At 51.8% G+C, this 5,263-nt stretch carries 2 tRNA genes and 3 rRNA genes; all 5 read left to right on the top strand.

From position 1 onward, the window contains the following. Positions 1–72 precede the first annotated feature (72 nt). The 5 genes from PSEMO_RS27360 to rrf all read left to right on the top strand — a co-directional run bounded on the left by PSEMO_RS27360 (position 73) and on the right by rrf (position 5,238). Positions 73–1,609: ribosomal RNA gene (locus PSEMO_RS27360) — 16S ribosomal RNA — on the top strand. Positions 1,610–1,686: 77 nt separating this feature from the next. Next, positions 1,687–1,763: transfer RNA gene (locus PSEMO_RS27355), tRNA-Ile, on the top strand. Between the two features lie 26 nt (positions 1,764–1,789). After that, positions 1,790–1,865, top strand: a tRNA-Ala gene (locus PSEMO_RS27350). Between the two features lie 232 nt (positions 1,866–2,097). Further along, positions 2,098–4,988, top strand: a 23S ribosomal RNA gene (locus PSEMO_RS27345). 134 nt (positions 4,989–5,122) lie between these two features. Next, positions 5,123–5,238: ribosomal RNA gene (gene rrf / locus PSEMO_RS27340) — 5S ribosomal RNA — on the top strand. Together the 16S, 23S and 5S rRNA genes with 2 tRNA genes alongside form the textbook arrangement of a ribosomal RNA operon. Positions 5,239–5,263 lie beyond the last annotated feature (25 nt).

The raw sequence follows: 5,263 nt of genomic DNA, 5'->3' as shown, positions 1-5,263 counted from the left end.
CGAGAAATCGAAATAGTTCATTTTGAGATTGCTGAGCCAAGTTTAGGGTTTTCTCAAAACCCAAGCAGTATTGAACTGAAGAGTTTGATCATGGCTCAGATTGAACGCTGGCGGCAGGCCTAACACATGCAAGTCGAGCGGATGAGAAGAGCTTGCTCTTCGAGTTAGCGGCGGACGGGTGAGTAATGCCTAGGAATCTGCCTGGTAGTGGGGGACAACGTTTCGAAAGGAACGCTAATACCGCATACGTCCTACGGGAGAAAGCAGGGGACCTTCGGGCCTTGCGCTATCAGATGAGCCTAGGTCGGATTAGCTAGTTGGTGAGGTAATGGCTCACCAAGGCGACGATCCGTAACTGGTCTGAGAGGATGATCAGTCACACTGGAACTGAGACACGGTCCAGACTCCTACGGGAGGCAGCAGTGGGGAATATTGGACAATGGGCGAAAGCCTGATCCAGCCATGCCGCGTGTGTGAAGAAGGTCTTCGGATTGTAAAGCACTTTAAGTTGGGAGGAAGGGCAGTAAGCGAATACCTTGCTGTTTTGACGTTACCGACAGAATAAGCACCGGCTAACTCTGTGCCAGCAGCCGCGGTAATACAGAGGGTGCAAGCGTTAATCGGAATTACTGGGCGTAAAGCGCGCGTAGGTGGTTCGTTAAGTTGAATGTGAAAGCCCCGGGCTCAACCTGGGAACTGCATCCAAAACTGGCGAGCTAGAGTAGGGCAGAGGGTGGTGGAATTTCCTGTGTAGCGGTGAAATGCGTAGATATAGGAAGGAACACCAGTGGCGAAGGCGACCACCTGGGCTCATACTGACACTGAGGTGCGAAAGCGTGGGGAGCAAACAGGATTAGATACCCTGGTAGTCCACGCCGTAAACGATGTCAACTAGCCGTTGGAATCCTTGAGATTTTAGTGGCGCAGCTAACGCATTAAGTTGACCGCCTGGGGAGTACGGCCGCAAGGTTAAAACTCAAATGAATTGACGGGGGCCCGCACAAGCGGTGGAGCATGTGGTTTAATTCGAAGCAACGCGAAGAACCTTACCAGGCCTTGACATGCAGAGAACTTTCCAGAGATGGATTGGTGCCTTCGGGAACTCTGACACAGGTGCTGCATGGCTGTCGTCAGCTCGTGTCGTGAGATGTTGGGTTAAGTCCCGTAACGAGCGCAACCCTTGTCCTTAGTTACCAGCACGTTATGGTGGGCACTCTAAGGAGACTGCCGGTGACAAACCGGAGGAAGGTGGGGATGACGTCAAGTCATCATGGCCCTTACGGCCTGGGCTACACACGTGCTACAATGGTCGGTACAGAGGGTTGCCAAGCCGCGAGGTGGAGCTAATCTCACAAAACCGATCGTAGTCCGGATCGCAGTCTGCAACTCGACTGCGTGAAGTCGGAATCGCTAGTAATCGCGAATCAGAATGTCGCGGTGAATACGTTCCCGGGCCTTGTACACACCGCCCGTCACACCATGGGAGTGGGTTGCACCAGAAGTAGCTAGTCTAACCTTCGGGAGGACGGTTACCACGGTGTGATTCATGACTGGGGTGAAGTCGTAACAAGGTAGCCGTAGGGGAACCTGCGGCTGGATCACCTCCTTAATCGACGACATCAGCCGTATCATGAGCTCCCACACGAATTGCTTGATTCATTGAAGAAGACGGAAAAGCAGCTTATTGGGTCTGTAGCTCAGTTGGTTAGAGCGCACCCCTGATAAGGGTGAGGTCGGCAGTTCGAATCTGCCCAGACCCACCAATTAAGTTACACGTTAGCCTCAGTCTGGGGCCATAGCTCAGCTGGGAGAGCGCCTGCCTTGCACGCAGGAGGTCAGCGGTTCGATCCCGCTTGGCTCCACCATAATCTGCTTGAAACTCCTGATTAAAGCTTAGAAATGAGCATTCGGATCGAATGTTGATTTCTAGTCTTTGTTGACTGGTCCGTTCTTTAAAAATTTGGGTATGTGATAGAAATAGACTGAACGACACTTTCACTGGTGTTGATTCAGGCTAAGGTAAAATTTGTGAGTTTTTGTCATGAATTTTCGGCGAATGTCGTCTTCACAGTATAACCAGATTGCTTGGGGTTATATGGTCAAGTGAAGAAGCGCATACGGTGGATGCCTTGGCAGTCAGAGGCGATGAAAGACGTGGTAGCCTGCGATAAGCTTTGGGGAGTCGGCAAACAGACTGTGATCCAGAGATCTCTGAATGGGGGAACCCACTCAGCACAAGCTGAGTATCTTGCACTGAATACATAGGTGCAAGAGGCGAACCAGGGGAACTGAAACATCTAAGTACCCTGAGGAAAAGAAATCAACCGAGATTCCCTTAGTAGTGGCGAGCGAACGGGGACTAGCCCTTAAGTTGATTTGAGATTAGTGGAAGGCTCTGGAAAGTGCCGCCATAGTGGGTGATAGCCCCGTACACGAAAATCTCTTGTCAATGAAATCGAGTAGGACGGAGCACGAGAAACTTTGTCTGAATATGGGGGGACCATCCTCCAAGGCTAAATACTACTGACTGACCGATAGTGAACCAGTACCGTGAGGGAAAGGCGAAAAGAACCCCGGAGAGGGGAGTGAAATAGAACCTGAAACCGTATGCGTACAAGCAGTGGGAGCCTACTTTGTTAGGTGACTGCGTACCTTTTGTATAATGGGTCAGCGACTTATATTCAGTGGCGAGCTTAACCGAATAGGGGAGGCGTAGCGAAAGCGAGTCTTAATAGGGCGTTTAGTCGCTGGGTATAGACCCGAAACCGGGCGATCTATCCATGGGCAGGTTGAAGGTTAGGTAACACTGACTGGAGGACCGAACCGACTACCGTTGAAAAGTTAGCGGATGACCTGTGGATCGGAGTGAAAGGCTAATCAAGCTCGGAGATAGCTGGTTCTCCTCGAAAGCTATTTAGGTAGCGCCTCATGTATCACTCCAGGGGGTAGAGCACTGTTTCGGCTAGGGGGTCATCCCGACTTACCAAACCGATGCAAACTCCGAATACCTGGAAGTGCCGAGCATGGGAGACACACGGCGGGTGCTAACGTCCGTCGTGAAAAGGGAAACAACCCAGACCGTCAGCTAAGGTCCCAAAGTCATGGTTAAGTGGGAAACGATGTGGGAAGGCTTAGACAGCTAGGAGGTTGGCTTAGAAGCAGCCACCCTTTAAAGAAAGCGTAATAGCTCACTAGTCGAGTCGGCCTGCGCGGAAGATGTAACGGGGCTCAAACCATGCACCGAAGCTACGGGTATCACTTAGGTGATGCGGTAGAGGAGCGTTCTGTAAGCCTGTGAAGGTGAGTTGAGAAGCTTGCTGGAGGTATCAGAAGTGCGAATGCTGACATGAGTAACGACAATGGGAGTGAAAAACTCCCACGCCGAAAGACCAAGGTTTCCTGCGCAACGTTAATCGACGCAGGGTTAGTCGGTCCCTAAGGCGAGGCTGAAAAGCGTAGTCGATGGAAAACAGGTTAATATTCCTGTACTTCCGGTTATTGCGATGGAGGGACGGAGAAGGCTAGGCCAGCTTGGCGTTGGTTGTCCAAGTTTAAGGTGGTAGGCTGGAATCTTAGGTAAATCCGGGATTTCAAGGCCGAGAGCTGATGACGAGTTGCCTTTAGGCGACGAAGTGGTTGATGCCATGCTTCCAAGAAAAGCTTCTAAGCTTCAGATAACCGGGAACCGTACCCCAAACCGACACAGGTGGTTGGGTAGAGAATACCAAGGCGCTTGAGAGAACTCGGGTGAAGGAACTAGGCAAAATGGCACCGTAACTTCGGGAGAAGGTGCGCCGGCGAGGGTGAAGGACTTGCTCCGTAAGCCCATGCCGGTCGAAGATACCAGGCCGCTGCGACTGTTTATTAAAAACACAGCACTCTGCAAACACGAAAGTGGACGTATAGGGTGTGACGCCTGCCCGGTGCCGGAAGGTTAATTGATGGGGTTAGCTAACGCGAAGCTCTTGATCGAAGCCCCGGTAAACGGCGGCCGTAACTATAACGGTCCTAAGGTAGCGAAATTCCTTGTCGGGTAAGTTCCGACCTGCACGAATGGCGTAACGATGGCGGCGCTGTCTCCACCCGAGACTCAGTGAAATTGAAATCGCTGTGAAGATGCAGTGTATCCGCGGCTAGACGGAAAGACCCCGTGAACCTTTACTATAGCTTTGCACTGGACTTTGAATTTGCTTGTGTAGGATAGGTGGGAGGCTTTGAAGCGTGGACGCCAGTTCGCGTGGAGCCATCCTTGAAATACCACCCTGGCAACTTTGAGGTTCTAACTCAGGTCCGTTATCCGGATCGAGGACAGTGTATGGTGGGTAGTTTGACTGGGGCGGTCTCCTCCTAAAGAGTAACGGAGGAGTACGAAGGTGCGCTCAGACCGGTCGGAAATCGGTCGTAGAGTATAAAGGCAAAAGCGCGCTTGACTGCGAGACAGACACGTCGAGCAGGTACGAAAGTAGGTCTTAGTGATCCGGTGGTTCTGTATGGAAGGGCCATCGCTCAACGGATAAAAGGTACTCCGGGGATAACAGGCTGATACCGCCCAAGAGTTCATATCGACGGCGGTGTTTGGCACCTCGATGTCGGCTCATCACATCCTGGGGCTGAAGCCGGTCCCAAGGGTATGGCTGTTCGCCATTTAAAGTGGTACGCGAGCTGGGTTTAGAACGTCGTGAGACAGTTCGGTCCCTATCTGCCGTGGACGTTTGAGATTTGAGAGGGGCTGCTCCTAGTACGAGAGGACCGGAGTGGACGAACCTCTGGTGTTCCGGTTGTCACGCCAGTGGCATTGCCGGGTAGCTATGTTCGGAAGAGATAACCGCTGAAAGCATCTAAGCGGGAAACTTGCCTCAAGATGAGATCTCACTGGAGCCTTGAGCTCCCTAAAGGGCCGTCGAAGACTACGACGTTGATAGGTTGGGTGTGTAAGCGCTGTGAGGCGTTGAGCTAACCAATACTAATTGCCCGTGAGGCTTGACCATATAACACCCAAGCAATTTGTGCGTAAGCCGAATTGTGGTGGTGAAGACGCAATGAACCGAAAGTTCGTGCAAACCACAAATATCACATACCCGATTTGCTGAAGCGTCGAAAGACGATTTGGCACACAGAATTTCTTGACGACCATAGAGCATTGGAACCACCTGATCCCATCCCGAACTCAGCAGTGAAACGATGCATCGCCGATGGTAGTGTGGAGCTTCTCCATGTGAGAGTAGGTCATCGTCAAGATTCAATTCCGAAACCCCTATCTGCG

Origin of the sequence: Pseudomonas putida (assembly GCF_001941965.1) — a bacterium.
GTDB classification, from domain to species: domain Bacteria; phylum Pseudomonadota; class Gammaproteobacteria; order Pseudomonadales; family Pseudomonadaceae; genus Aquipseudomonas; species Aquipseudomonas putida_L.
This window is presented reverse-complemented; position numbering and strand designations above follow the sequence as displayed.